This is a genomic window from Streptomyces lycii (assembly GCF_009735685.1).
In the GTDB taxonomy this organism is placed as follows: Bacteria; Actinomycetota; Actinomycetes; order Streptomycetales; family Streptomycetaceae; genus Streptomyces; species Streptomyces lycii.
The window spans coordinates 1-24,096 of record NZ_WHPN01000312.1 but is presented as its reverse complement, the minus strand read 5'-3'; the positions used below and the strand labels follow the sequence as shown (position 1 = coordinate 24,096).

Below are 24,096 nucleotides of genomic sequence, written 5' to 3'. Positions count from 1 at the left end.
CGGTTGAGCGACCGACCGGCTGCAGGGTTGGGCGAGGGGGCGCGGGGGAGCGGGCGCGGAGCCGTGACGGGGGCCGGGCGAGCGGGCGACCGAGTGGCGGGTGGTCGCACGGGGCGCCGCGGTGGCGGGGTGGCGGGTGACGAGTTGGCGGGGTGACGAGTTGGCGGGGGTGGCCGGGGCCGGGGTGCGCAGTCCGCCGCGCCGGTGTGGCTTCCGTCGGGCCGCCGTCGGACCGGCCTCCGACCGGCCTCCGACCGGCCTCCGACCGGCCTCCGACCGGCCTCCGACCGGCCTCGGACCGGGGCCCGCGGGCCGGCCGTGCGCACGGGGCGTCAGGACAGCCGCGCCAGCGCCCGGAACAGAGCCGGCCGGCCCGCCGGAGGGACCGTCCACACCGGTTCACCCCGCACACCCCACCGCTCCAGCAGCGCGTTGGCCGCGAGGAACCCCGTCGTCGCCGCCCGCTCCATCAGCGCCACCGGCAGCTCCACCCGCACCGCGTCGCCCGCCGCCACCACCCGGGGGTCCCCGGTGCGGATCTCCGGCCGGTCCGGATAGCCGCCGACCGGGAAGAGCGGGCAGTCCGCGCGCCACTCGTCCCGTACGTCCACGACTTCGGCGCGCCGGGTCTCCGGATAGACCTGGTGCAGCTGCCCGACCAGCCTCCGCCGCACGGCGGCCGGGTCGTCGAGCGGATCCAGGGCGTACGCGTGCAGTTCCACCACCGACCCGCCGGTGCGCGCCGCCCACCGGGCCGCCTCGCCCTCCCAGCGCTCCAGCACGCTGACGTTGTCCAGCTCCCCGTATCCGCCGGTGCCGAGGAATCCGGGCCGTTCCGCGGCCACCGGCCGGTCCAGCCACAGCCGGCTGACGAGGAACGGCGGTGCGGTCCGGGCCGCGGCCACTCGTTCGCGCCACGGGCCGCCGCCCAGCCCGGGCGAGCGTGCCACCAGAGCGCGCAGCCCCGCGACGTCGGCGGCCAGCACCACGGCGTCGTACAGCTCCTCACCGGACCCGGACCCGGACCCGGACCCGGAAACCGACCCCGCGCCCGAGCCGCAACCGACCAGCAAGCCTCTCTCCCCCCGGGGCAGTACGGACTCCACGGCCGAGCCGGTCCGGATCTCCACCCCGAGCCGCTCCCGCAGATACCGCTCCAGCGGGTCCCACAGCGCCGCGGGGAACGGCTCGTCCGGCACGTCGAAGAGCAGGCCCTCGGCCGAACCGAGGAAGTAGATGTGGAACATCAGCGCCAGTTCGGCGGCCGACAGCTCCCCGGGGGCGGAGAAGAAGCTCCGGGAGAACACGGAGAAGGCCAGATGCCGGGCGTCCGGCGGAAAGCGGATCTCACGCAGGAAGTCCTGGGCGCTGACGCCGTCCAGCCGCCGGTAGACGTCCGGCACCCGCACGTCCAGCAGCCGCAGCGCGGCACGCGGCCGCATCCCGGCCAGCCCCCGCCAGCCGAACGTGGGGCTGCGCGCGACGAAGCCCAGGGCATTCCACGGGGGAGTCCGGGGCAGCCCGGCGAAGCTGTCACCGTGCCCGCGGCTGTGCCGCAGCGGATAGTCCGGCAACGGCGCCAGCGTGCGCAGCCGGGGATCGGCACGGCGCAACAGCGCGCGCAGGTTGTAGTACTGGCGGAAGAAGGCGTGGAAACCGCGGCTCATGGTGACCGGTGAACCGTCCGCGAGCCGCGTCGGCCATCCGGCCAGCCGCCCCCCGAGTTCCTCCCGGCGTTCGTACAGCACGACGCGCACACCGCGCTCCGCCAGCACCGTCGCCGCCGACAGCCCCGCGATACCGCCGCCCGCGACCGCCACCCGCGGCGCCTGGCCGGTCACGGCGGCCGTCCCCGGCCGTGGGTCGATGCGGCGGGCCCTCCGGTCGCGCCCCGGCACACCGGCCCTCACCGGCCGGCCCCCGACGGGGCGTTCGCGACGAACGTGTGCACGATGCCGCGCTGCCAGCCGGGCACCGGCGCGGCGCGCACACCGTCGAAGCCCGCCGCGGCGAGCCGGGTCCGGAAGGCCGGCGCCGTGTCGAAGTCCAGCACACTGCGCCACAGATAGCGGTACAGGCCCGGGCCACCGCGGCTGAGCGCGCCCGCCGGAATCACCACGCCCCAGCACAGGGCGGACCAGACGGCCCGGTGCCGGGGCGAGCCCGACAGCGCGTACTCGTGCACCCCCAGCCGGCCGCCGGGCCGCAGCACCGACCGCGTACCGCGCAGGACGGCGTCCGGTGCCGGCACGTTCCGCAGCAGATAGGCGGCGAACACCGCGTCGAACGGCCCCCGCAACGCCCCGCTCCCCAGCTCCTCGGCCGCGGCGTGCACGAACTCCACGTCCCCGGCCCAGCGTTTGGCGGCGGCCCGCCCGAGCATGCCGGCCGACGCGTCGGCCGCGGTGATCCGGGCCCGCGGCGCCACCGCCAGCAGCGCCGCGGTGGACGCGCCCGTACCGCAGCCCAGGTCCAGCACGCGCAACCCCTCGCCGCGGCCGGGGAGCTGCAGCCGCCGGGCCGACAGCCGCAGCTGGGCGTGGTAGCCGGGACTGGCACCGACCAGCCGGTCGTACGAGCCGGAGGCGCGGTCGAAGGCGGCGGACAACGCGCCGTCCCGCAGTTGGGTCATGGTGGGGGAGGTCCCTTCGGGGCCGCCCGGCGGCAGCCGGGTCACGGGGTGCCGGGCGCGGGGCGCCTGGGCAGCAGGGGCAGTTCGGCGGCCGTGCGCAGCATCGGGAGCACGGCCGACCGCGCGCTGAGCACCACGGCGGCCTCCTCCCGGACGGCCGACGTGCCGTCGAGGAACCGCAGCAGCCGCGGCGGCGGATTGCCGGCGAACAGCTGCTCGAAGTAGACCGGGCCGTCCAGCCGCCCGGTGTCCAGCGCGCGGAGCAGCGCGGCGTCCATCATCCGGTGCCTCCGCCGGTGCGGCCGCGGCGGCAGCGGAGTCCGTCCCGCGCACAGGCGGCGCACGATGCCCGCCGTCTGGCGCTGGACGGCCGCGAACGTGTACCCCGTGGCCGGGCGCGTGGCCCCGCCGGCCGCACCGATGCGGAACACCCGCTTCCCCGTGCGCCGCGGGAAGACGGCGTCCGTCATCGGGATGACGCCCTGCTCGGTGTCCGTGACCCCGGCAGCCCGTACGCCGAGCACCGCCCGCGTGTAGTGGGCGAGCGCGGCGTCGTACGCCGCACGGCTGAGCGGCGCCGGGGAGAACTCCGTGTACTCCACGAGCGCGTCGCGGGCCGTCCACGGCAGCACGTAGCCGAAGGAGACGCCGTGTGCGGGCTGCGGGGTGCGGAAATCCATCAGCGTGACCGCCCCGGGGTCGAACACGTCGTGCTCCGCCCGCAGGAACCAGCCGCGGAAGTGCTGCAGCAGGGTGGTGCGGGCCGGGGGAGGGGCGGCCGGCCGCGAGTCGAAGACCCACCGCGCGCGCACCCGGACCTCCCCGCCGCCGGCGGTCCGGCCCCGGACCACCGCCCGGTCGTGGCCGTCCGCCACCTCGCCGGCGACGGCCGTCACCCGCAGCGGCGGCAGCGCGCACTGTGCGAACCATCCGTCCAGCAGTTCCTCGAAGCGGTCGGAGGGCAGCATCTTGTACCGCAGCGAGCCCAGGTCCGCGCCGACCTCCGCGCCGCCCGGGCCGACCACCCGCAGCCGCCGCCAGCTGTGCGCCACCGCCCGGTCGTACCGGCCGCCGGCCGGCTCCCAGAAACACCAGGTGCGCCGTCCGGGCCCGGCGCCGGGGCCGGGGTCCACGCAGGCGACGCTCCAGGGACGGCCGTCCGGCGCGGTGCGTTCCGACAGGGCGGCGAGGAGGGACAGCCCCGCGGCCCCGGCCCCGATGACGGCCACGTCCACGTCCAGGTCCGCCGCGACCGCGTCGGTCCGGCCCACGTCGTGCCCTCCCCTCCGCCGGCCGCCGGGCCCGCGGTCACGGCTGGTTGCGTGCCTGCTCGCCGGCCTTGCGCGCGGCACCCGTCTCGCTGGTCTGCGCCTGCGTGCTGAGCCGGCCGCCGGAGTTCTCCAGATGGGCGCGGATGAACCACTGGAACAGTTCGAGGCTGCGGAGCTGTTCGATCAGCAGGTCCTGGGTGATCGGGTCGGGCTCGTCGGTGGCGCGCACCGCGGCCCGGTGGTCCTCGATGACACCCGTGTAGACCATGTCGAGGGCGCCCAGATGCTCGATCGACTCCGCACGTCCGATCGCGTAGTCGCTCCAGGTCCGCTCGGCGACCAGGGCGCCGGGCGTGCCGACCGGTTCGCCGCCGAGCGTGGAGATGCGCTCGGCGGTGGCGTCCGCCATCTCACGCACCGCGGTGACCTGCGGGTCGAGCATCTCGTGCACCGCGATGAAGTGCGGGCCGACGACATTCCAGTGCACGTGCTTGAGCGTCAGGGCGAGGTCGTTGAGAGCGTGCAGCCGCATCCGCAGCAGCTCGATGACCTCCGCCCCTTGCGAGGTGGTCATGCCGGGAACGGTGTAGGTGGGCGGGGAGTCGGCTTGCGAGGCCACGGCATCTCTCCTTGAGCGGTCCACACGCGGGCCCGGAGCCGGACGCCGGGCCGAGCCACAGGGGTACCACCGGAAATACCCCCTCAAACTCTCCCGTCGGGGCCCCGGCCGCGCCGCGAACCGGGCCGCTCACGCGCGCCGCGGACGCCCGGCACCCGGACCGGCGAGGCGGCGTCACCGTGTCCGGTGCCCGGCGGACAGGCCGTGTCCGGTTGCAAGGGCGTGCCGGCGGCGGGCCGTGTCCGGTTGCGGGGCGTGCCCGGCGGGGAACCGGCCGCCGTGGCCGTACGGCACCCGGGCCGGTACCAGGCGCGGCACCCGGACCGGCCCTGGTCCGGCACCCGGTACGGCACCATGTTCGGCACCCGGACCGGGATCCCGACCGGCAGCAGGGCCGGGCCTCTCCGGTGACACTCCGGCCGCGCGGGACATGCCCCGTCCGTGTCCCCCGCCAGGACCGAGCCGCTGCCGCCGCTGCCGCCGCGCTACGGGCCGGCGCCCCGGGTCAGCCCTGCCGCTCGGCGAGCAGCGCGTACACCAGCGGGATCCGCGGCTCACCGTCCGGCAGCCGCCAGGTGCCGTGGGCGGTGCCTTCCATCCGCGCCCACCGGGGCCAGAACAGCTCGTCGCTCTCCCGGAGCCGGCGCGTCACCAGTCCCGCGCCGGCCAGCGCGTTCACGACCTCGCCCAGCCCGTGCATCCACTCGTAGCTGCTGGTGGCCCCCTGGACGGCGGGGCCGTCCGTGTACGTGTGGGTGGCGTCCCGCAGCCGCGGGCCGGCGCCGCCCAGATAGTCGTGGCGCAGCAGGAGTTCCGGGCCCTCGCCCTCCGCCGGCTTGGGGCCGAGGGCGTTGAGGAGCGGATGGAACTCCACCACGTACAGCCGCCCGCCGGGACGCAGCAGCCGGGAGACGACCGCGGCCCAGCGCTCGAGGTCCGGCAGATAGCACAGCGCGCCCTTGCCCGTGTAGACCAGGTCGAACCGGCGGTCGCCCAGGGCTCCGGGCGCGTCGTAGACATTGGCCCGGACGTATTCGACGGGCCGGCCGGCGCGGTCCGCGAGCCTGCGGGCGGCGGTGACCGAGGCCGCGGAGAAGTCCAGTCCGACCGTACGGGCTCCGCGTGCGGCGAAGGCCATGGTCTCCGTCCCCAGATGGCACTGGAGATGGAGGACGTCGCGCCCGGCGGGATCCCCGATGTCCTCCCACTCGAAGGGGGCGAACCAGCGCTCCGGGTCCGCCGGGCTCTCCGGGTCCCGCACGCCGTAGAAGCCGCTGGCGAGGTGTACGGGGGTCCGGGCGTCCCAGTTGGCCTCGTTGGCGCGCATCATCCGCCGGGTCCCGGGGGTGAGGTCCCGGGAGCCGGGCGGTGTCTCCCACGGCGGTGAACCGGTCATCCCCGCACCCTACCGAGGGGGGCAGGCGGCGGCCGGATTCCCTGACATCCCGGCGGAAACACCCGGTATGGGGAGACCGCAGCGATGCTTTCCGGCCTGTTCTCGTGCGGTCCGTATCGCATCTTCCCCGGCAGGCGCGCCCCCTCTACTATGGGAGCGCTCCCACGCAGGAGTGGACGACCGGCCCGTGCGTGCCGTACGGCGCCGCTCTTCCTCCGACCCCGCCGGCTGCCCCCCACGTTGAGCCGCGTGCGCCGAGGAGCATCTCCGTGCGAGGGGAGCCGCCGCGCAGTCCGAAGGACGGGCTGCGGGGAGCGTTGCAGAGTTGTGCGCGCGCAGAACAGTTCCGAAGAGCCGGTGAGGTGGAGCGCGGCGCGCTCTCCATACGGGCGGCGGTGCCGGCGTCTTCGTCATGATCCCGTACGACCGATAGGAGAGTCATGCCTGGAATCATTGCCGCCGGCGGAGCGGCGGCGGCGTTGTTCGCCTCCGCCCTTTCCGTGCAGAGCGCGCCCGTGGTGGAGGAGACCCCGAGCGTCACGGCCGAGGTGGAGGTGGTCACGGTCAACGGTTCCGGCTGTCCGTCAGGAACAGCCAGAGTCGACGTGGCGTCGGACAACGCCTCGTTCAGCGTGACCTACAGCGACTACATCGCGCAGGTGGGCCTGGGCGGTGAACCGATCGACTTCCGCAAGAACTGCCAGTTGTCGCTCCAGATCGATGTGCCCTCCGGCTACACCTATGCCGTTCTCGGTCTCGAACACCGCGGCTACACGTTCCTGAAGAAGGGTGCGACCGGTCTCCAGCGGACCGAGTACTACTTCCAGGGGGACTCGGACGGCGTCGTGCACTCCCGCAGCTTCACCGGCCCCTACCAGGGCTCCTGGCGTACGACGGACAGCGACAGCGACGACGTCCTGTGGGCGCCCTGCGGTGACGAGCGGAATCTCAACATCAACACCGAACTCCGGGTGAACGGCGGCTCCTCGGACAACACCACCTCGCCCAGCTTCCTGGCGATGCGCTCCTCCGGCCTGCCGGACGCCGCCTACCAGATCGCTTACAAGAAGTGCTGACCCGCTGACCCCGCCCGGTGAGGCGCCCAGCGCCGGCGGAACCGCGTCCACCGCCCGGCGCGGCGCCTCACCGGGAACCGGCCCGGGGTCCCGGCGGCGCGCTTTGCGCGCACGCCGTTCCGGTCCGGGGCTCAACCACTAGGGTGAACGGAGGAGTTGGCGGGCGGCCCGCGCGTGCGCGGGCGGAAAGGGGAGTGCTGGGCATGGCCGGTGGCGGGGAATGGATGTCGGAGAAGGCTGCACCACCGGTCGAACTGCGTACGGACCGACCCCATGCGGCCCGTGTGTACGACGTGCTGCTGGGTGGCAAGACCAACTACCCGGCTGACCGGATCGCGGCCGAGGAGACGCTCGCCGCCCTGCCCAACGCCGCTGTGATCGCCCGCCAGAACCGGTCTTTCATGCACCGTGCCGCCCGCTGTCTGGCGACGGAGGCGGGCGTCCGCCAATTCCTCGACATCGGAACCGGAATACCGACGTCCCCGAATCTCCACGAAATCGTCCAGTCGGTCCTTCCCACGGCGAGGATTGTCTACGCCGACAACGATCCGATCGTGCTGGCCCATTCACGGGCGCTGCACACCAGTCACCCCGAGGGGCGCACGGCCTATATCGAGGCCGACCTGTGCGACCCGGATTCCATTCTCGCCGATGAGACGCTGCGCCGGACCATCGATTTCGACGAGCCGGTCGCCCTGACGCTCGTCGCGGTGCTCCACTGGCTTCCGGAGGGCCACGATCCGTACGCCCTCGTCGGCAGGATTCTCGACGCCTTTCCGGCCGGGAGCTGCCTGGCGCTGACCCACGCGACCCATGATTTCGAACCCGAGGCGCTCGACGAGGTGTCGACGAACTTCCGGGCCAAGGGCTCGAACGTGCACCCGCGGACCAAGGAAGAAGTCACCCGGTTCTTCGACGGTCTGGAACTGCTGCCGCCGGGCGTGCAGGTGGTCCAGCGCTGGCGGCCCGAGCCGGTGGAGGTCGGCGGGGAGGTCCTGGGGGAGCGGGACATTCCGCTGTATGCCGGAGTCGCCGTCAAGCGGTGAGTCCCAGCCAATGGGCCCCGGTGCAACCACATCTGCAATTACGTTCTCCCGTGCGTGGGTAGACCGCCCCTGTCGGTGGGCTCTCCGTGAGCCGCCGGCCGGGAGCGGCCGTACCGGCGCCAGACGAGGGAGACCCGCATGGAGCGAACCGGCAGCGGAGTCCGGGCCGACCGGACCGGCGGCGTGGTGTGGAGGAGAAGCAGACACAGTGGTCCGGGCGGCAACTGCGTCGAGCTAGCCGACCTGCCCACCGGGGACGCCGTCGCGGTCCGTGACTCGCGCCGTCCCGAGGGTCCCGTGCTCATCTGGAGCCGCGGCGAACTCGACCGTTTCCTGCGGGTGATCAAAGCCGGCCGCAGGCTGCACCGAACGGGTGAATCAGTGCGAGACTGATGCGGTGTCACACCGACCCGGAGGAGCAGAGATGGCGGCCGTGAACCAGCCGGAGGGAGCGCCGTCGCCACGGCGTGACGCCGGGCGGAAGGAGGCCCGGCCGACGGCGGCGCGCATCGTGCTGGGCGCCCGGTTGCGCGCCCTGCGGCAGGCGAGCGGCGTCAGCCGGGAGGACGCGGCCGGACGGATCCGCGGCTCCCACGCGAAGATCACCCGGCTGGAGCGGGGCCAGGTCGGCTTCAAGGAGCGCGACCTGGAGGACCTGCTCACCCTGTACGGCGTGCTGGACCCGGCCGAGCGCGAGGAGTGTTACGCCCTCGCCCGGCAGGCCAACACCCCCGGCTGGTGGCAGCCGTACAACGACGTCCTGGAAAGCTGGTTCGAACCGCACCTCGGCCTGGAGGAGGCGGCCGCCCTCATCCGCACCTACGAGGTCCAGTTCCTGCCCGGCCTCCTCCAGACGGAGGCGTACGCCCGGGCCGTCACCCGGCTCGGGTACGGAGGCTGGCCGCGGGCCAGGATCGAACGCCTGGTCCGGCTGCGGATGGAACGGCAGCGGCTGCTGACCCGCGAGGACCCGCCCCGGCTGTGGGTGGTGCTCGACGAGGCGGTGCTGCGCCGGCCGTTCGGCGGCCCGGACGTGATGCGGGAACAGCTGGAACACCTGCTGCGCGTCATGGAGCTGCCGCAGGTGAGCCTGCAGATCGCGCCGTTCAGTGTCGGGGCGAACGCGGCGGCGGGCACGCCGGTGACCATCCTCCGGTTCGACGATCCGCAGCTGCCGGACAAGGTCTATCTGGAGCAGTTGACGGGCGCCGTCTACCTGGACAAGCGGCACGAGGTCGACCAGTACATGCTGATCATGGACCGGCTGTGCACCGCGGCGAACCCGCCGGAGGACACCGGACGCTTCCTGCGCCACCTGCTCGGCCAGTACCGCTGAGCGGGGCTGCCGCCGCGGAGCCCGCCCCGAGGGCGGAGCCGTTCCCGGGCGGGCGCGGCCGTCGGCCCGGGGCCGCCCCCCCCGGGCGGTGCCGGCCCGGCGCGGCACCGGTGTGACAATGATTCCGACCTGTTAGTTGTACGCAGAAACCAGGACGGCCGTGGACACCGGGAAGTGCAGCACCGACGACAGCCTGGACGGGGAGGCCGAGCCGCGGCCGGTGAAGCCCCGGCGCGCCCGATGGCGCCGCTGGATGATGGACACCACGCCGCTGCGGCGCCCCGCCTACCGCCGTCTCTGGGTGTCCACCACCGTCACCGCCGTCGGCAGCCAGCTCACCGCCGTCGCCGTGCCCAAGCAGATCTACGACATCACGGCGTCCTCGGCCTGGGTCGGCTACGCGAGCTTCGCGGGGCTGCTGCCGCTGGTGGTCTTCGCCCTCTGGGGCGGCGCGATCGCCGACAGCATGGACCGGCGCAAGCTGCTGCTGGTCACCAACACCGGCATCGCCGTCACCTCGGTGCTGTTCTGGGTGCAGGCCGCGGCCGGCAACACCTCCGTGGTGCCGCTGATGGTCCTGCTCGCCCTGCAGCAGGCGTTCTTCGGCCTGAACGCGCCGGCGCGCAGCGCCTCCATCGCCCGGCTCGTGCCGGCGGAGGAGCTTCCGGCGGCCAACGCCCTGGGCAGCACCGTCATGCAGACGGGCCTGGTGGCAGGTCCGCTGCTGGCCGGGGCGCTGATACCCGTCATCGGCCTGGCCGAGCTGTATCTGCTCGACGCGCTCGCGCTGTGCGCCGCCGTCTGGGCGGTGTGGCGGCTGCCCGCCCTGCCGCCGCTGACCGGGCCGGCGGCCCGGCGTGCCGGGCTGCGCGAGGTCGTGGCCGGATTCCGCTACATCGCGGCACACCAGGTGCTGCTGCTCTCCTTCCTCGCGGACGTCATCGCCATGGTGCTGGGCATGCCGCGGGCCCTCTTCCCGCAGCTGGCGGCCACCACGTACGCCGCCTGGGGCGAGGGTTTCGCGCTCGGGCTGCTGTTCGCGGCCATCCCGGTCGGCGCGGTCGCCGCGGGACTGCTGTCCGGCACCTTCTCCCGGGCCCGCCGGCACGGCTGGATGGTCATTGCCGCCGTGGTCGTCTGGGGGGTCGCGATCGCCGGCTTCGGGTTCAGCGCCGGGTTGTGGGCCGCGGTGTTCTTCCTGGCGGTGGCCGGCTTCGCCGACATGGTCTCGATGGTCTTCCGCGGCGCGATTCTCCTGTCCGCCGCCACGGACGAGATGCGCGGCCGCATGCAGGGCGTGTTCACGGTGGTGGTGGCCGGCGGCCCGCGCCTGGCCGACCTGCTGCACGGCACGGGCGGCGCCGCGCTGGGCCCGCGCGCGGCCGTCGCGGGAGGCGGTCTGCTGGTGGTCGTCGCCATGCTGGCGCTCGCCGGTGCCATGCCCGCCCTCCGCCGCTACCGGATCTGACCCGCTTTCCCGGAGACCATGGGAAGCGACCGCGACAAGCCGCCGCGGCGGAACGACCAGCCAAGGGAGTGATCACCGATGATCGTCGCGTTTTCCGTGACCCCGATCGGGACCGGAGAGGACGTCGGGGCGGAGGTGGCGGAGGCGGTACGGGTCGTACGGGACAGCGGTCTGCCCCATCGCACGGACGCGATGTTCACCAGCGTCGAGGGCGAGTGGGACGAGGTCATGGACGTGGTGAAGCGGGCCGTCGAGGCCGTGCACGCCCGCTCCTCGCGGGTCAGCGTCGTGCTGAAGGCGGACATCCGGGACGGGGTCACGGACGGCCTCACCGCCAAGGTCGAGACCGTCGAACGGCACCTCGGCGGGGCGTGACAGCGGGCAGCGGGCCGCCCGGGTGCTCACGGCACCCGGGCGGCTCCCGCGCTCACGTCCCCGGCGGCGGGGTGGCGGGGTCCCGCATGTCGCTCCAGTCGAGCGCCTCGGCCGCGGCGTTCCGCGTCTCCTCCATGACCCGTCGGAGTTCGGCGAGGACATCGCCGTGTTCGTCGACCAGGTCCTGGTAGATCGGCGGGTTGGGAGCTGTCGGAGGCACGTTCGTGATCCTTCGTTGTCGGACGAGGCGGTGTCGCGCTCGTACAGGCGTATCCGGCTCGGGTGACGCTACGCGTGACCGGCCCGCGGCTACCCGGCGGCCCCGCCTTTCATGCCTCCCACCGGCCGGTGTGCGACAGATCTCCCCGCCGGACCGGGCCGGGGCGCGGGCGGACGGGCCCGCACGGCACCGCTGTGCCCGCCGGGGGAGTGAGGCACGCGTACGCCGCTGGGCGGAACGGCGCGGCCGGGGCACGGCCATCCGGCGGAACCGGATTCCCTCCCCGGCGCGATGCGCCCGCGGGCCGGGCGGGAAAAGCTGAACGAGCCCGGGAGGACCCGGGCGGACGACGTTCTTCCAGAGAGGCCCGCCGATGAGTCGCAGCCCGTTTCTCCGTACCCGAGTGATCTCCGCCACCGCCGTGACGATGATCACCGTGGCCGCCGGTTCCGCGGTGGCGGCCCAGGACGACACCGGTGAGCCCCGGACGCGGGAGGCGGCGGCACTCACCGGCACCGCGAAGCTGTACCGGTCCGCCGGCGACGACATCACGTTCACCTTCGACGCCCACCTGGACGCCGAGGACCGGGACAACCCGCTCGGCGCCCACGGAACCTTCAGCTTCAGCCACTATCTGGGCGACTGGGGCGGGTCCGCCGAGGCCGAGGTCGACTGCCTGGTCACCGGCGGGAAGGTCGCGGTCGTCTCCGGAGTCGTCACCAAGGGCGACCGGGACCTCGCGGACGCGGTGGGCAAGCGGGTGGGCATCACCGTGCACGACCGCGGCGCGGACGACCGGCTCGGCTACAGCTGGGCGGCGCTGGGCCTCCCCCAGGAGACCCCCGACGACATGCCCAAGTGCGTCAGCTCCGCACCCTTCGAGAAGGTCAAGAAGGGCAGCGGCGACTTCCGCGTACTGCCCTGGCGGCCGGAGCGGTAGTCCCGGAGGGAGTCCGGGGCGGCCGCACGGGGGGCGGTGGTCCCGGACCGCCCGTTCCCTCCCGGATCCCTCCCGGCCGGACAGCCGGGAGGGAGAGGGCGGCGAAGACACCGCCACGAGCGCCACATGTCCGACTTATTCGCAATGTGGCCGCAAAGGGGCGCTAGCGACCTGAATGGCGAGAAGTAAAGAGAGCCCTCCCCGGAATTGTGCCGGGCATCACATGGCGGCCCGGCGCGAAGACGGCGGAGCGGAAGGCCGTTCGCTGGAATTCCGTCAACTTTCCCCCGGTCGCAGCACCTTGAGGGGGTGCCGAACATTTACGTTATGACGCGCAGCTAATGATCCAGCGCATACCGTGTCCGAAATACAGGAACGAAACTCGGCGCATGAATCCAATGGCATTCCCGCGCCTTGTCTCCCCAAATCGGTTGTGTTTATGTGTCCTCGCCCCCGCCGCCTGTGGCGGGGGCTCCGCCGCCGGGACGCCGAATCCTGCCGCCCGGCCGGAGGACACGCGGTAGTCGAATCGGCAGGAGCGGGGAAACCAGGTACGTGCCGTGCCGCGCCTCAGGCGTGCACGGCTTGGGGTGAAGCCGGACTCACGGTGTTCCAATGCCGCGGGACGGCCGGGCAACTCCAGCCCGAATCCGACAGCTCACCTCGCAGGCGCTCGGAGAGGAAACCCCCCATGGCTCGTGGCCGTCATCGCCGTCCGAACGGACCGCTGAACTCCCGTAATCTCTCGCGCCTCGTCCTCACGGCCGGTGGCGCGGGACTCGCGGCGCCGCTGTTCGCGGCCGGCACCGCGAACGCCGCCCCCGTCTCCGTGTGGGACAAGGTCGCCGAATGCGAAAGCAGCGGCAACTGGTCCAGCAACACCGGAAACGGCTTCTACGGCGGCCTGCAGTTCCAGCAGTCCAGCTGGGAAGCGGTCGGCGGCACCGAGTACGCGGAGCGCGCCGACCTCGCGACCAAGGACCAGCAGATCGCCGCCGCCGAGAAGCTGCTCGCGCAGCAGGGCCCGACCGCCTGGCCGTCCTGCGGCCCGGCCGCCGGCCTGCAGCAGGACAGCGGCGCCCCGGACATCGACACCGGCTCCGGGGACCAGGCGGAGCAGGGTGCGAAGAAGCCCGCCGAGCCGGCGCAGGACGAGAAGTCCGGCAAGAAGCCCGCGGCCACCGGCTCCTACACCGTCGCGGCCGGCGACACGCTGCACCGCATCGCCGTCGGCCACGACGTCGAGGGCGGCTGGGAGACGGTCTACGAGGCCAACCGGGAGACCGTCGGGGACAACCCGCACCTGATCTTCCCGGGCCAGAAGCTCACCCTCGCCGCGCAGCAGTCCGAGAGCGGCAAGACCGGTGAGGCGGACAAGTCCGCCGGCGGGGCGGAGAAGAGCGGGGAGCCGGAGAGCGGTGCGCAGCAGGCCGCCTCGCAGTCCTACCCGGACAACCTGGACGGCTGGATCCGTGAGGCGCTGGACATCATGTCCGCCAACGGCATCCCGGGCACCTACGAGGGCATCCACCGCAACATCATGCGGGAGTCCGGCGGTGACCCGAGCGCCACCAACAACTGGGACATCAACGCCCAGAACGGCACCCCGTCCATCGGCCTGCTCCAGGTCATCAAGCCGACCTTCGACGCCTACCACGTCGAGGGCACCGCGAACGACCAGTCGGACCCGGTCGCCAACATCGTCGCGGCCTGCAACTACGCCGCCGACGTCTACGGCTCCATCGACAACGTCAACGGGCCCTACTGATCCTCCCGCAGCAGCACCCGGCCGGCNGTGGACACCGTTCCACCCGGGCCCCGGGGCGCCGGCGTGCTTCCGGCCGGCCGGCGTCTGGCGGGTCTTGGCGGCCCGCACCTAGGATGCGCCCGGGTTCCCGTACGTCAGCCGCCCGATGCCGAAGCGTCCGAGAGGTGTGCCGCCCGTGCCCGGAGGAAGCCGATGACCGCCGGTCCCGCAGCCGGCACCCCGGGCCCCGGCTGCCCGTTGGCGATCGACCCCATGGTCCGGGACCTGGACGCCGAGACCGCGCGGCTGCGCGCCGCGGGCCCGCTCGCGCGGATCGAACTCCTCGGCGTGCCCGCGTGGTCCGTCACCGCGCACGCGCTCGCGCGCCGGCTGCTCACGGACAGCCGTCTGGTCAAGGACATCGACCAGTGGTCGCTCCGGCAGAGCGGGCGGGTCACCGACGAGTGGCCGCTCATCGGCATGATCGACACCGGGCGTTCCATGTTCACCGTGGACGGCGCCGAACACCGCCGTCTCCGTACGAAGACGGCCCAGGCCCTCACCCCGCGCAGGCTCGAAGAACTCCGGCCCGTGATCGGCGGCATCACCGGCCGGCTCCTGGACGATCTCGGCGACCGGGGCGGCGACGGCCGTCCCGTCGACCTCAAGGCCGACTTCGCCCACCCGCTGCCCATGTCCGTCATCAGCCACCTGATGGGAGTCGACCCCGCGCTGCACCCCAGGCTGCGGACCCTCTACACCGCCTTCTTCTCGGTCCTCACCCCGCAGGACGAGCGACTGGCCGTCATCGCGGAGCTGGACGCGATCTTCACCGACGTGGTCCGGCAGAAGACGGCCGCGCCGGGCACCGACCTGACGAGCGCCCTGATCCTCGCCGACGAGGGAGGGGAGCCTCTGACCGCGGAAGAGGTCGTCGGGAACCTCAAGGCCCTGGTGGCGGCCGGGCACGAGACGACGATCGGGCTGATCCTCAACGCCGTACGGGCGCTGCTCACCCACCCCGACCAGCTGAGGACGGTCCTGGAGGGCGAAGCGGGCTGGGAGGCGGTGATCGAGGAGACGCTGCGCTGGGACACCCCGACCACCCATCTGCTGATGCGCTTCGCCACCGAGGACATCGACGTCGGCGGCACCGTCATCCGGCGCGGCGACGGAGTGGTCATCTCCTACCGCGCCATCGGCCGCGACACCGGCGCGCACGGCCCGGACGCCGACGCCTTCGACATCCACCGCGACACCCCGGTCCGGCACATCTCCTTCGGCCACGGCCCGCACATCTGCCCCGGCGCGGCACTGTCGCGGCTGGAGGCGGCGATCGCGCTGCCGGCGCTGTTCGGCCGCTTCCCCGGGCTGCGCCCGGCGGTGCCGCCGCGGGACATCCGCAACCTCCCGGTGCTCACCCAGAACGATCTGGACTCCTTCCCCGTACTCCTGAACCGCGCCTGAGCCGTCCGCGCGGCCCGCGCCGCTAGGCTGAGCGGATGGAACAGCGCGTGAGTCTGATCACCCTGGGCGTCGAGGACCTCGCCCGTGCCCGGGCGTTCTACGAGCATCTGGGGTGGCGCGGACAGGAGGTCGAGGAGACGGTCTTCTTCCAGGCCGGCGCGATGGCGCTCGTCCTGTGGAGCCGGGAGAAGCTCGCGCGGGACTGCGGCGTGCGGGACACCCGCGCCGACGGCTTCGGCGGCATCGCCCTCGCCCACAACGTCCGGTCCCGGGCGGAGGTCGACGACCTCCTCGCGGCGGCGGAGCGGGGAGGGGCCACCGTGACCCGCCCCGCGGAGACGACGTCGTACGGCGGCTATGCGGGAATCTTCCTCGACCCGGACGGCCATGCCTGGGAAATCGCGCACAACCCCGGTTTCTCACTGGCAGCGGACGGGTCCCTCACGCTCCCGGACTTCACCAGCCCGTGACGGCCGCGCGCTGGGCCGGCGGAACGAGGCCGGGGGATGGGCGCGGCCGGGTCCGGGTAGGCGCAGGGTATGAGCGATGTCGTTGACGCCGATGAACTGCTGCGCCGCATCCGGGCCGCCCGTGACTGGGCGGCCGAGCGGGAAGCGGGGTCGAGAGAACAGGCCGGCGACGCGGACCGTGCCGAAGCCTTCGCGGCGAGCATGAACTTCGCCGCCTTCTCCGCGGTGCGCGAGGTGCTGGACAGGATCATCGACCCTGCGAACCACCCGGGCTGACCGGCTTGCCGGCGGGCTGTCCGGCGGAGGCCCGCCCGTCGCCGGCCGCCGCCATCCGGTCGACGGCCTCCTTGGCCTCCAGGAGGCCGGCACCCGTGATCCGGCGGTAGGCCTTGACGGCCGCGACCTGCTTGCCGTCCCGCAGCAGCGCCCCGACCCGGTCCAGACCGGGTCCGGCGGGCCGGATGTCCAGATGTTCCAACATCAGATCGACCTTCTGTTCCACCCGGGCGATCCTGCGGTCGGTCCGGCCGAGCTTCCACTCGATCGAGGCCCCGAGCAGAGCGACGACCGCGACCAGCAGGTATACGGCTGTGTCCATGGGGCGTGATGGTAGCGGCCGGGCGGGTGCCGGCTCCCTCCGGCACCGCCGGGTCGAGCGCGGGGGTCCGCGCCGAACGGGCCGGGGCCGTGCGGCGGTCCGGCGGCGGCGTCCGCGGCCCGCCCGGGCCTCGTCCCGGTCCCGGTCTGGAACTCCGGCCCGTGGGTGCGTCAGGCTTGGCGCGCGCGTCCATCGCCCGCCGGGTGCCCCAGCGCCCGTTCCGCCCCGTTGGGAAGGCCGGTCCCCCCATGCGTCTCCGCCCCGTGCTCCTGAGCGCCGCCCTCACCGCCGCCGTCGCGACGTCCGCCACGGTCGGCGCTTCGGCCTCCCAGACCTCGGTCATCCATGTCTCGACGGCCCCCGAGCTGCGGGCGGCCCTGGAGACGGCGGCCCCGGGTGACACCGTGGAACTCGCCGACGGCACTTACACCGGCAACTTCAAGGCGTTCACGGCCGCTCGCGCCGACGCGCGGATCACCCTGACCGGCTCCCCGCGGGCCGTACTGCGCAGCGGCTCCGGTGGCGGCAACGTCCTGCACCTGAACGGCGCCGCCCACTGGACGGTACGCGGCATCACCCTCACCCATGCCCAGAAGGGCATCATGATCGACGCGGCCCCGGGGGTCGTGGTGGACTCCGTCACCGTCCACGACCTGACCATGGAAGGAGTCCACTTCCGCAATTCCAGCAGCGACGGGGTGATCAGGAACTCGCGGATCCACGACACCGGGCAGGACGGCCGGGGGATGGGCGAGGGCGTGTACGTCGGCACGGCCAACACGCTCACCGACCGCAGCGACCGGGTGCAGATCCTGGACAACACCATCGGGCCCGGGGTGGGCGGCGAGGCGGTGGACCTCAAGGAGGGCACGACCGGCGGCCGGGTGGCGGGCAACACCTTCGACGGCACGGGCCTGACGGGGAAGAACTACGACGACTCGTGGGTGGATGTGAAGGGCAACGGCTATGTCATCGAGAACAACAGGGGCAGCAACACCACCAACAACGGTTTCGAAGTGCACACCCAGGACCCCGGCTGGGGCTGCGGCACGGTCTTCCGCGGCAACCACGCCGATCTGACCGGGGCCACCGGCACCGGCCGTTACGCCGTCCACGCCTTCGACCACAGTGACAGCTGTCCCACGACCGTCATGGCCGACAACACATTCGAGGGCGGCGCGGGCCTGGTCAATCCGGGTGTCCCCGTGGTGCCGTGACGCCGGGTGCCGGGTCCCGGGGGGTCCCGGGGCCGCCGGCCGCCCGCGCGGCGCGTGCCGGGCCGGGCACGCGCCTCACCCGTACCGCCGCGGGAAGCCGGTGGCGGGTAAGGCGGAGGGCAGGTGCCGCGCAGACCCGGCCGACGAATTCGCCTCCCGGACCTTCTCCGCGGGGCGGAGGGCCGCGTACCGTCACGTCATGGCGGATCCGTTAACTTCTTCCTCCCCGTCCCCCGACGCCTCCTCTTCCTCCTCCGGCCCTCCCGCGGCTCCCGGCCGCCCCACCCGGCGTGGCGTCCTGCGCGCCGCCGCGGTGGCCGGAGCGCTCGGCGGCCCCCTGGGCACGGTGATCAGCGGCGCCGCCCCGGCGTCCGCGGCCCCCGCCCCGGCTGCCGCGGCGCCGCCCGAACTGCCCGCCCAACTGACGGCCCACCGCGCCCCGTACATCAACTGGGCCGGTGAAATCACCCACGAGGGCCTGTGGGTCTGCGCTCCCCGGAGCGGGCAGGACCTCGCCGACCTCGCCAACTGGGCCCACGCCAACGGCTGGCGGCTGCGCGCCCGCGGCAAGTCCCACACCTGGTCCCCGCTGACCGTCACGCCGGCCACCGGACCCGACGCCCGGGTGCTGCTGCTGGACACCACCGAGCACCTCACCGCGATGGAGACGGTTCCCGCGCCCCCGGGGGCGGCCGGTGCCGTACGAGCGCAGACCGGGGTGCTGCTGGAGACCCTGATGGCCTTCCTCGCCGGGCACGGGCTCGGCGTCACCAACACCCCGGCGCCCGGTGAGCTGACCCTGGGCGGAACGCTGGCCATCGACGCCCACGGCACGAGCGTTCCCGCCGTGGGCGAGACCGCCCGGCCGGGGCACACCTACGGCAGCCTGAGCAATCTGATCCTGTCCCTGACCGCCGTGGTGTGGGACGCCGACCGGGGCGAGTACGTGCTGCGGACGTACCACCGCGGCGTGGACGAGGAATGCGAGGCGCTCGCCGCTCACGTGGGGCGTTCCCTGGTGGTGGAGGTGGTCCTCCAGGCGGGGGAGGAGACGCCGATGCGCTGTCTCAGCCGCGTCGACGTCACCGCCGGCGAACTCTTCGCCGCCCCCGGCAGCGAACTGGCCGCCCGGGGGAACACCTTCGCCGACTTCGTGGACGAGTCCGGGCGGGTGGAGGCGATCTGGTTCGCGTTCACCGACCGGCCCTGGCTGAAGGTGTGGAGCCTCAGCCCGGAGCGTCCGGTCACGGCCAGGAAGGTGCACGGCCCGTACAACTACCCCTTCAGCGACTCGGTGCCCACCACGGTCGCCCGGCTGGCCGGGCGGATGGTGGGCGACGCGGCCTGGTATCTCGCCCCGGCCCTCGGCGCCGCGCAGTACACCGTCGCGGCGACCGGGCTGACCGCCACCCTGGCGGCGGACCTGTGGGGCGCCTCCCACCACCTGCTGTTCTACCTGCGCCCCACCACGCTCCGGGAGACCGCCAACGGCTACGCGATCCTCACCCGGCGGTCCGATCTCCAGCGCGTCGTCTCGGAGTTCGCGGGCTTCTACCGGGAGCGTCTGGCGGCCTGGGCCGCGGCGGGACGGTACCCCGTGAACGGACAGGTGGAGATCCGGGCCGGCGGACTGGACCAGCCCGCGGAGTGCGCCGCGCCCGGTGCCGGGCCGCCGCTGCTGTCGGCGGTCCGCCCGCACCCCGGCCACCCGGAGTACGACTGCGCGGTGTGGATCGACGTGCTGACCCTGCCCACCACGCCGGGCGCCCCCGAGTTCTACCGGGAGCTGGAACGCTTCCTGCTGGACACCTTCGACGGCGGCCACGCCCTGGCCCGGGTCGAGTGGTCCAAGGGCTGGGGCTACACGGACACCGCGGCCTGGGACGACGAGGAGGTCATCGGGTCCGTGGTGCCCGCGTCGTACGGCAGCGAACGGTGGCAGCGGGCGATCGGCGTCCTGGACCGGCTCGACCCGCACCGGGTCTTCGGCAACTCCTTCACCGACCGGCTGCTGCGCGGCTGAGCGCACGGCCGGGCCGCGGCGGGTGGCGGCGGGCGCCGGGCGCCGGTACGGGCCCCGGCGCCCGCGGCCGCGTGGAACAACGGGTCAGCGGATCCCGGACGTTCCGGTCATGACGCGGGCGTGGAGCAGCAGAGCCTGCTCCACCTCGTCGGCCGGGGCCGCGCCGGTGAGCACGTCCATGCCGTAGCCGTCCTCGAGCGCCACGAAGCCGCGCGCCAGGGTCTCCGCGGGTCCGGCCAGGCGGAAGTCCCCCGACTCCTGCCCGTCGCGGAGCACCTTTTCGTACAGCGCGGCCTGGCGCGCGATGAAGGTGTTGTTGCGGGCGGCGGCGGCCTCGTTGCGCAGCACGATGGGGGCCAGCTCGTACAGCAGGCGGCTCGTCTCCTCGGTGACTCCCGGGCGGGGGACGCCGGAGCGGACGCAGGCGCCGAGTGCTTCCGCGGCGGTCGCCGCTTCGGCGACGTACCGCTCACGGCGCAGGCAGTATTCGGCGCTGCCCCGCTCGAAGACGGCGGTGAAGAGTTCCCGGATGTCCGGGTAGTAGTAGAGAACCGAGGCGGAGGTCAGGCCCGCGTTCTGTGCGATGTCGGCCAGTCGCGCCCCGGTGGAGCCGTGCTCCAGGACGGCCCGCGTGGCCGCGGCGATCAACTGGATCCGCCGCTCGGCCTGGTTCTTCGGTCGCGCCATGGCGTCATGCTCCCATGCGGGGTGCCGGCGCCGCGGGGGTCCTCCCCGGTGGCGGTCGGCCGCGGCCCGGTCGCCCTTCGGCCGCGGTTCTGCCGCGGCGCGGATGCTGTCCGGGCTGCTCCGCGCCCGGCACCGGCCGGCCCGGTTCCCGGTCCGCGGGCCGGCGGTGGTCCCGCCGTGCCCTCGTGCCGCGGCCTGCACCGGACCCGGCGGCGGCTCTTCGGCCGGCCGGGGCCGGGGGCCTCAGGGCAGGATGGAGTCGACGTAGCCGCCGTCCACCCGCAGGGCGCCGCCGGTCGTGGCCGAGGCCTGGTCGGAGCTGAGGTAGACCACCATGTTGGCGATCTCCTCCGGCTCGATCAGCCGTTGCAGCAGCGACTGCGGGCGGTGCTCGCGCATGAAGACCCGCTGGGCCTCGTCCCAGGGAAGGTCCGGGTCCACGAGCGAGTGGACGAAGTCCTCGACGCCGCCGGTGTGCGTGGGGCCGGCGATCACCGAGTTGACGGTGACTCCGGTGCCCGCGGCCTTCTTCGCGAATCCCCGGCTGACGGCGAGCAGCGCTGTCTTCGACATGCCGTAGTGGATCATCTCCTCCGGGACGACGACGGCTGAGTCGCTGGCGATGTACTGGACGCGTCCCCATCCCTGTGCGGTCATGCGCGGGAGGTAGAGGCGGGTGAGCCGGACGGCGGCCAGCACGTTCACCTCGAAGTAACGCCGCCACTCCTCGTCACTGATCTCCAGCGCGTCGGCCGAGCCGAAGATCCCGAGGTTGTTGATCAGGATGTCCGCGTCCGGCACGGCCTCGCCGACCTGGCGCGCCCCGTCCTCGGTGGACACGTCGGCCACGGCGGGCACGAAGTCCGCGCCCGGCACCTCCCGGGCCAGGCGCGCGACGGCGTCCCGCACCCGCTGTTCGCTGCGGCCGTTGACGGCGACCCGTGCCCCGGCGCGGGCCAGACCGGCCGCGATCGCCGCGCCGATGCCCTGGGTGGATCCGGTGACCAGTGCCGTGCGGCCGTTCAGGTCGAGCTGCATGTGCGGCGTCCCCTTTCTCGGGTTTCCCAGTGGTTCGCTTGCGTGCCCAGCCTCTCCCGGCGGGGGCGTCCCGGCACGCCGGCGCCCGGACTGCCCGGGAGGCGCAGGCGCGCCGTGCGCCACCCGCTTCAGCGACGTTACTTGCAAACGCGTGTTAATGCAAAAGCATCTATCTGGCCTACGCATGTATGCGGGACATGCCTGCGCAGGTATGCGGGAGGTCGTTCCCCGGCGGCGGACGGGCCGGGGACACGGCAGGCTCCGGAGATCCCCGGCCCTGCGGTGCTTCAGCGCTGGTCCGGGGCGGGCAGCGGCAGGGTCAGCCGGAAGCGGGCGCCTTCGCCGGGCGAGGTGTCCAGGCGGATGTCGCCGTGGTGGGCGCGGGCGAGGGACCGGGCGATGGCCAGCCCGAGCCCGGTGCCGGCGCCGCCGGAGCGGTTCCGGGAACGGTCGGTGCGGTAGAAGCGGTCGAAGACGCGGTCCGCTTCCCGGGCCGTCATGCCGGGACCCCCGTCGGCGACCTCCAGTACGGCGTGACCGCCCGTGCTGCCCACGCCGATGCGGACCGGGGTGCCGGGCGGGGTGTGGGCGACGGCGTTGCCGACGAGGTTGCTGACGACCTGCCGGAGCCGGGCCTCGTCGGCGTGGACGGGGGCCGGGGCGGGCGGGCCGTCGCCGTCCGGACCCGTGAGCCGGACGGTGCGGGACGGGTCCAGGGCGCGCAGGTCGTGCCGGGCGTCGCCCGCGAGGGTGCGCAGGTCCATCGGCGCCGGATCGAGTTGTGCTTCCGGCGCCTCGTCGAGCTGTGCGAGGAGCAGCAGGTCCTCGGTGAGAGCGGTGAGCCGGGACGCCTCGCGGTTGATGCGGCCCATCGCCTCCTCGACGTCGGCCCGCTCGGGCAGCGCGCCCATCCGGTACAGCTCGGCTGTGCCCTTGATGCCGAAGAGCGGGGTGCGCAGTTCGTGGCTGACGTCCCAGAGGAAGGTGCGCATCCGGGTTTCCGACGCGGCCCGGTCGGCGAACGCCTGCTCCAGCTGGCCGAGCATGGTGTTGAGGGATGCCGCGAGGTGCCCGATCTCGGTGTGCGGTGCGGCGAGTTCGGGCACGCGACGGGCGAGGTCACCGCCGGCGATCGCGGCCGCCGTGTGCTCGATGCGCCGCAGCGGCCGCAGGCCCCGGCCGAGCGCGAACCAGCCTGCCGCGGTCAGCAGGACGAGCAGCGCGGCGCCGCTGACCAGACTGCTGGTCCGGAGCCGGGAGATGGTGGCCTCCACCTCGGCGAGCGGCGCCGCCGCGATCACCGTTCCCTCCCGTCCGGTCGTCGGCCGGGCCACGGCACGCCAGCGGCCCGAGCCGTCGGCGGCGGGCAGGTCGACGGCCTCCCCCGTGGTGGGGACCGTACGCAGCGTGTCCCGCTGCGGCAGAACCGGTCTGGCCGGCCGGGGGGAGTGGACGTCACCCGTGACCGCGCCGCCGGTGTCCAGATACGCCAGATACGGCGCGCCGAACAGGTCGAGCCCGGGGCGGAGCAGTTCGGGGCGGCCCGTGGCGCTCCCCAGGTCGGGCGGGCCGGTGGCCGGCACGCGGGAGACGAGCGCGGTGAGGGAGCGGAGCTGGCTGTCGATCCGGTCGACCTGGTAGCGCTCCAGGTGGTCGGAGACGACGGCGCTGGTGAGGCCGAGCCCGGACAGCAGCAGACCGGCGGTGAGCAGCAGCAGTTTGGCGCGCAGCGAGAACCGGCCCAGCAGCTGCCTCACTGCCGGGGCTCGCGTATCACGTAGCCCACGCCGTGCACCGTGTGGATGAGCTTGGGCTCCTCGGTGTCGACCTTCCGCCGCAGGTAGGAGATGTAGGTGTCGACGATGCTGGCGTCGCCCCCGAAGTCGTACGCCCACACGCGGTCGAGGATCTGGGCCTTGGACACCACGCGCCCGGCGTTGTCCATCAGGTAGCGCAGCAGCCGGAACTCGGTGGGGGAGACCCGCACCGGCAGGCCGGACCGGGTCACCTGGTGCCCCTCGGTGTCGAGCGTGAGCGCGCCCACGGCCAGCAGGTCGGCCCGGTGGCCTGTGGTGCGGCGGAGGATCGCGCGGATCCGGGCGATCAGTTCCTCCAGGTCGAAGGGCTTGGTGACGTAGTCGTCGGCGCCGAGGGAGAGCCCGGTGACCTTGTCGGCCTGGCGGTCCCGGGCGGTGAGGAAGAGGACGGGCAGCGGCGCGTCACGGCCGCGCGGGCGCTCTTCCCGCAGCCGCCGCACGACCTCGAAGCCGTCCATGTCCGGCAGCATGACGTCGAGCAGGACCAGGTCGGGGGGTTCCCCGGTGGCGGCGGCGACCGCTTCGGCGCCGGTCGACGCGGAGCTGACGCGGAATCCGGCGAAACGCAGGGTCGCGGAGAGCAGTTCGCGGACGGTGGGTTCGTCGTCCACCACCAGCAGTCGTTCGGCACCTCGGGGCGTCATCGTCTGACC

Annotated in this window: 24 protein-coding genes and 1 riboswitch; of the genes, 13 read left to right on the top strand and 11 right to left on the bottom strand. The window is 73.6% G+C overall.

All coding sequences use genetic code 11. The features are described 5' to 3' along the window. Positions 1 to 332: 332 nt before the first annotated feature. The 5 genes from GCU69_RS19010 to GCU69_RS18990 form a co-directional block, all read right to left on the bottom strand. Complete coding sequence (locus GCU69_RS19010; RefSeq protein ID WP_156206698.1) at positions 333 to 1,910, bottom strand: FAD-dependent oxidoreductase; 1,578 nt, start codon at positions 1,908 to 1,910, stop codon at positions 333 to 335. Then, on the bottom strand, positions 1,907 to 2,632 hold the full coding sequence (locus GCU69_RS19005; RefSeq protein WP_098750137.1) for a class I SAM-dependent methyltransferase: 726 nt from the start codon (positions 2,630 to 2,632) through the stop codon (positions 1,907 to 1,909). Before GCU69_RS19005 ends, GCU69_RS19010 begins: the two co-directional genes overlap by 4 nt. A gap of 41 nt (positions 2,633 to 2,673) precedes the next feature. Then, entirely contained in the window at positions 2,674 to 3,903 is a 1,230-nt protein-coding gene (locus GCU69_RS19000; protein WP_235978563.1) for a lycopene cyclase family protein, read from the bottom strand. A gap of 37 nt (positions 3,904 to 3,940) precedes the next feature. After that, on the bottom strand, positions 3,941 to 4,477 hold the full coding sequence (locus GCU69_RS18995; RefSeq protein WP_176604606.1) for a Dps family protein: 537 nt from the start codon (positions 4,475 to 4,477) through the stop codon (positions 3,941 to 3,943). Positions 4,478 to 5,027: 550 nt separating this feature from the next. Then, positions 5,028 to 5,852, bottom strand: a complete 825-nt coding sequence (locus GCU69_RS18990; protein ID WP_098750139.1) for a class I SAM-dependent methyltransferase — start codon at positions 5,850 to 5,852, stop codon at positions 5,028 to 5,030. A gap of 506 nt (positions 5,853 to 6,358) precedes the next feature. Here GCU69_RS18990 and GCU69_RS18985 point away from each other — a divergent pair. The 6 genes from GCU69_RS18985 (at position 6,359) to GCU69_RS18960 (ending at position 11,219) form a co-directional block, all read left to right on the top strand. Further along, positions 6,359 to 6,994, top strand: coding sequence for a DUF4360 domain-containing protein (locus GCU69_RS18985; protein ID WP_098750116.1), 636 nt, complete (start codon positions 6,359 to 6,361; stop codon positions 6,992 to 6,994). 203 nt (positions 6,995 to 7,197) lie between these two features. After that, complete coding sequence (locus tag GCU69_RS18980) at positions 7,198 to 8,040, top strand: SAM-dependent methyltransferase (protein ID WP_156206697.1); 843 nt, start codon at positions 7,198 to 7,200, stop codon at positions 8,038 to 8,040. Positions 8,041 to 8,178: 138 nt separating this feature from the next. Continuing rightward, complete coding sequence (locus tag GCU69_RS18975; RefSeq protein WP_098750117.1) at positions 8,179 to 8,433, top strand: DUF397 domain-containing protein; 255 nt, start codon at positions 8,179 to 8,181, stop codon at positions 8,431 to 8,433. Positions 8,434 to 8,464: 31 nt separating this feature from the next. After that, positions 8,465 to 9,376, top strand: coding sequence for a helix-turn-helix domain-containing protein (locus tag GCU69_RS18970; protein ID WP_098750118.1), 912 nt, complete (start codon positions 8,465 to 8,467; stop codon positions 9,374 to 9,376). A 160-nt stretch (positions 9,377 to 9,536) separates the two neighbouring features. Beyond that, the gene (locus tag GCU69_RS18965; protein WP_176604605.1) at positions 9,537 to 10,844 is read left to right on the top strand and encodes an MFS transporter; all 1,308 of its coding nucleotides are present in this window, start codon (positions 9,537 to 9,539) and stop codon (positions 10,842 to 10,844) included. 78 nt (positions 10,845 to 10,922) lie between these two features. Then, on the top strand, positions 10,923 to 11,219 hold the full coding sequence (locus tag GCU69_RS18960) for an MTH1187 family thiamine-binding protein (protein WP_156206696.1): 297 nt from the start codon (positions 10,923 to 10,925) through the stop codon (positions 11,217 to 11,219). A gap of 52 nt (positions 11,220 to 11,271) precedes the next feature. Here the strand turns inward: GCU69_RS18960 and GCU69_RS32705 are convergent, their stop codons facing one another. Further along, positions 11,272 to 11,439: a hypothetical protein gene (locus GCU69_RS32705; RefSeq protein ID WP_170315883.1), complete on the bottom strand. Its 168-nt coding sequence runs from the start codon at positions 11,437 to 11,439 to the stop codon at positions 11,272 to 11,274. A gap of 427 nt (positions 11,440 to 11,866) precedes the next feature. Here GCU69_RS32705 and GCU69_RS18950 point away from each other — a divergent pair, with 427 nt between their 5' ends. The 5 genes from GCU69_RS18950 (at position 11,867) to GCU69_RS18930 (ending at position 16,339) form a co-directional block, all read left to right on the top strand. Beyond that, positions 11,867 to 12,379, top strand: a complete 513-nt coding sequence (locus tag GCU69_RS18950; protein ID WP_408055821.1) for a Repetin — start codon at positions 11,867 to 11,869, stop codon at positions 12,377 to 12,379. A gap of 512 nt (positions 12,380 to 12,891) precedes the next feature. Then, positions 12,892 to 13,065, top strand: a riboswitch (cyclic di-AMP (ydaO/yuaA leader). Between the two features lie 5 nt (positions 13,066 to 13,070). Beyond that, entirely contained in the window at positions 13,071 to 14,147 is a 1,077-nt protein-coding gene (locus GCU69_RS18945) for a transglycosylase family protein (RefSeq protein WP_098750122.1), read from the top strand. 192 nt (positions 14,148 to 14,339) lie between these two features. After that, a complete protein-coding gene (locus GCU69_RS18940) occupies positions 14,340 to 15,593 on the top strand; it encodes a cytochrome P450 family protein (RefSeq protein WP_098750123.1) in 1,254 nt (417 codons plus the stop codon). Between the two features lie 35 nt (positions 15,594 to 15,628). Further along, positions 15,629 to 16,063, top strand: coding sequence for a VOC family protein (locus GCU69_RS18935; protein ID WP_098750124.1), 435 nt, complete (start codon positions 15,629 to 15,631; stop codon positions 16,061 to 16,063). A gap of 69 nt (positions 16,064 to 16,132) precedes the next feature. Next, positions 16,133 to 16,339 (top strand): hypothetical protein, encoded by a 207-nt coding sequence (locus GCU69_RS18930; protein WP_098750125.1) that lies wholly within the window; start codon positions 16,133 to 16,135, stop codon positions 16,337 to 16,339. On the opposite strand, the gene GCU69_RS18925 is transcribed toward GCU69_RS18930, so the two are convergent. Further along, the gene (locus tag GCU69_RS18925; protein ID WP_107644830.1) at positions 16,311 to 16,661 is read right to left on the bottom strand and encodes a hypothetical protein; all 351 of its coding nucleotides are present in this window, start codon (positions 16,659 to 16,661) and stop codon (positions 16,311 to 16,313) included. The two genes, GCU69_RS18930 and GCU69_RS18925, sit on opposite strands and share 29 nt — an antisense overlap. A gap of 248 nt (positions 16,662 to 16,909) precedes the next feature. On the opposite strand from GCU69_RS18925, the gene GCU69_RS18920 reads away from it, so the two are divergent. Together GCU69_RS18920 and GCU69_RS18915 are read left to right on the top strand one after the other, a co-directional pair. Further along, positions 16,910 to 17,878, top strand: coding sequence for a right-handed parallel beta-helix repeat-containing protein (locus GCU69_RS18920; RefSeq protein ID WP_156206694.1), 969 nt, complete (start codon positions 16,910 to 16,912; stop codon positions 17,876 to 17,878). A gap of 199 nt (positions 17,879 to 18,077) precedes the next feature. Next, positions 18,078 to 19,901, top strand: a complete 1,824-nt coding sequence (locus GCU69_RS18915) for a cholesterol oxidase substrate-binding domain-containing protein (protein ID WP_156206693.1) — start codon at positions 18,078 to 18,080, stop codon at positions 19,899 to 19,901. A gap of 84 nt (positions 19,902 to 19,985) precedes the next feature. On the opposite strand, the gene GCU69_RS18910 is transcribed toward GCU69_RS18915, so the two are convergent. The 4 genes from GCU69_RS18910 to GCU69_RS18895 all read right to left on the bottom strand — a co-directional run bounded on the left by GCU69_RS18910 (position 19,986) and on the right by GCU69_RS18895 (position 24,087). Continuing rightward, a complete protein-coding gene (locus tag GCU69_RS18910) occupies positions 19,986 to 20,588 on the bottom strand; it encodes a TetR/AcrR family transcriptional regulator (RefSeq protein WP_098750142.1) in 603 nt (200 codons plus the stop codon). Positions 20,589 to 20,831: 243 nt separating this feature from the next. Continuing rightward, the gene (locus GCU69_RS18905; protein WP_098750128.1) at positions 20,832 to 21,626 is read right to left on the bottom strand and encodes an SDR family NAD(P)-dependent oxidoreductase; all 795 of its coding nucleotides are present in this window, start codon (positions 21,624 to 21,626) and stop codon (positions 20,832 to 20,834) included. 287 nt (positions 21,627 to 21,913) lie between these two features. Next, the gene (locus tag GCU69_RS18900; protein ID WP_218037952.1) at positions 21,914 to 23,383 is read right to left on the bottom strand and encodes a sensor histidine kinase; all 1,470 of its coding nucleotides are present in this window, start codon (positions 23,381 to 23,383) and stop codon (positions 21,914 to 21,916) included. Next, a complete protein-coding gene (locus tag GCU69_RS18895; protein ID WP_098750129.1) occupies positions 23,380 to 24,087 on the bottom strand; it encodes a response regulator transcription factor in 708 nt (235 codons plus the stop codon). The genes GCU69_RS18900 and GCU69_RS18895 overlap by 4 nt, the downstream gene beginning before the upstream one ends. Between the last annotated feature and the right edge of the window lie 9 nt (positions 24,088 to 24,096).